The 2,405-nt window shown below is 46.7% G+C and carries 3 protein-coding genes; all 3 read right to left on the bottom strand.

Annotation, left to right across the window (positions count from 1 at the left end; all coding sequences use genetic code 11):
* The coding region (locus DK871_RS28310; RefSeq protein ID WP_161907464.1) for a helix-turn-helix domain-containing protein at window positions 1-201 on the bottom strand (201 nt) is incomplete at its 3' end.
* A gap of 268 nt (window positions 202-469) precedes the next feature.
* Window positions 470-1,897 carry a M10 family metallopeptidase gene (locus DK871_RS28315; protein WP_161907465.1) on the bottom strand — a complete coding sequence of 476 codons (1,428 nt, stop codon included), beginning with the start codon at window positions 1,895-1,897 and terminating at the stop codon, window positions 470-472.
* Window positions 1,898-2,063: 166 nt separating this feature from the next.
* A partial coding sequence (locus tag DK871_RS28320; RefSeq protein WP_178116093.1) for a transposase occupies window positions 2,064-2,405 on the bottom strand: 342 nt, incomplete at its 5' end.

Genomic DNA, 2,405 nt, shown 5'->3' on the forward strand with positions numbered 1-2,405 from the left:
TTGAAAACGCTGACACCAAAGAGTGACCGAGCGCAGAGAAAACCCAACCAGGCGGGCTATTTCAACCCGCGTACAACCTTGAGCGGCCAACAGGATCACCCGGGCGCGCCGACCGTCACGATGACTGATGGTGGCAGACCTTATGCGGCGGCTTAGTTCGACGTGTTCTTCGGGGCTCAGGACAATATCTTGGGCGCTCATCTGTTCGCCTCCAAGGATGTGATAACCAAGAAAGCGTAGTCAATTTTCGGAGAATTTATTTCAGAGACAGCACACTAGAACGTCCATGCAGGGCTGCTCTTCTTAGGTCGGTTGCACAACCACCAAACGTCTTTTCAAGAAAAGTATCAGATCGAAATCTTTTATAAGTTACACATGAGCAGTCAAGAGCGTTGAGGTGGCCGCGGAACGGAAACCCAAATTAGCGCTCCCGTTCCGTTGCACTTCAAAACTCCTTCATGCATACTGACTAAGCAATTATGTCGTGAGCAAAACTTACTTGCCCGACAATTTTTACAGCAAAGTCAGGCGCAGGCAAAGCATCAGAAACATAGGAGGTCAACAACGTAATATTAGTATCTTCGAAGTAGTTTAGAGCTAACTCACCGCTATGCTGAGGCAGGGTATTGACCAGTTGAAGTTTTACGGCATTACCTTCATCGATTCTCAGGAAAGACAAGTCTATTTTATCTTGACCAGAGTTGAAGTCGGAGATAGTGTCGATACTTCCAATAAGCTTGCTAAGGTCGATATCTGCAAGACTATTGATAGCGCTTCCATCCGGCTTTTGACCCAGGCTCGTCAGTGATGAATCTGCGTTACTGCGATAGACGAAAGTGTCGTTACCCTCTCCGCCCGATAACGTATCCGCCCCGGCAGCGCCATAGATAACGTCATTCCCAGCGTGGCCTGCTATATAGTTGTTGGCGTTATTTCCAATGATTATGTCGTTGCCACTACCACCGCTCGCATTTTCGATGACTGCTCCTTGAGCAATCCCGACACCGAAATGCATGCCACCAACATCCGACAGCTCCCCATCACGCAACGTAATGCGCTGATCTTGGCTAAAGCCAGAAAAATCGAGAGTATCACTACCACCAGCATCCCAAATCGTGTAAGGGGCTTTCAGTGAGGCAGTACTTTCTGTCAAGGAATAAAATTTGAGGAAGCTCTTCTCTTGTATATTGCTATGGAATCCGTAAGTCGTATCCGTGCTTCTGGTCTGGTTATTGGCCCCATAAAGCTTCTGAAGCGTTGCGATATCATCTATTCCATAAGTTGCGGGCCGCCCCTGATTATCATCGCTATAGCGAGTAGTGTTATAGCTCATGACTGTATAATAAGTATCATCTTCTAGATACGCGCGATGGGCAGCCACCCCGCTTACGCTATCGTAATCACCTGGATGACTAAGCCCCACTGAGTGTCCAACCTCATGAATTCCGCGAGACGAAAACGTCTTAAGATCGGAACTTATATCGCTGTCAAACCTCGTCCATGTTCCATTTCCAGGAAAAGTACTACTGCTAGTGCCGCCATTGCCGGTGTAGCGTACGGTAATATCTCCACCTTTATTGATGTCCGCCTCACTAAATGTTATATTGGCTACATCACTGACTCGTCCCAATGCTTCTTTATATGCCAATTTGAATTTGTCACTAGGATTTTCTAAGCCCGCATCATTAGCTTTGGCGAATGCATAAGTGACATTCACAGTTTCTCCCGCTGGTATTTTTTTGACAGCAATCCAACTTTTCCCTTCTCTGCTTATAATGGCCACAGCCTCATCAATTGTTTTTGATACGAGCCCCTTCTCCGAGACTTTGCTACTGCCTCGAAAGTTCTCATACAGAAAATCATCTAAGGAAATATTAGCTGAAGAATTATTTGCCATTGAACGCCTCCAATATAACATACAAGTGTTTTCGACATTAAGTACCGCTATTAACTTAACTCTATCAGGAATGAAGCTGATAGCTAGTACTCATAGTAAGATAGTTTTATACAATCTCCCTGTCAATCTTTGCGTTCCTAATGTGCTGTCTTACAATTAAAGTCCCTCAAGCCTGCGAAACAATTGCCTGACGGGCTCGCTGTATCTTGTTCAAAATATCTTCCCCCTTGGCGTTCCAGACGTAGCGAGTCGGCTGCGCATTTCGCAGTGCCAGGAACGTGGTGATCGAGCTTTCCAGTTCGCGAACCGAACTGAAACTGCCGTCACGCAGGTACACCGTGATATCGCGAAAGAAGCGTTCGACCATGTTCATCCACGAACTGGAGGTCGGGGTGAAATGCATGTGAAAGCGTTTGTGCTTCTCAAGCCATTCCTTCACTTTTGGATGCTTGTGCGTGGCGTAGTTGTCGACGATCAAATGCAGCTGAAGATGCTTGGGCGTTTCTCG

The organism is Pseudomonas sp. L13, from assembly GCF_009935965.1.
Classification (GTDB): domain Bacteria; phylum Pseudomonadota; class Gammaproteobacteria; order Pseudomonadales; family Pseudomonadaceae; genus Aquipseudomonas; species Aquipseudomonas lactis.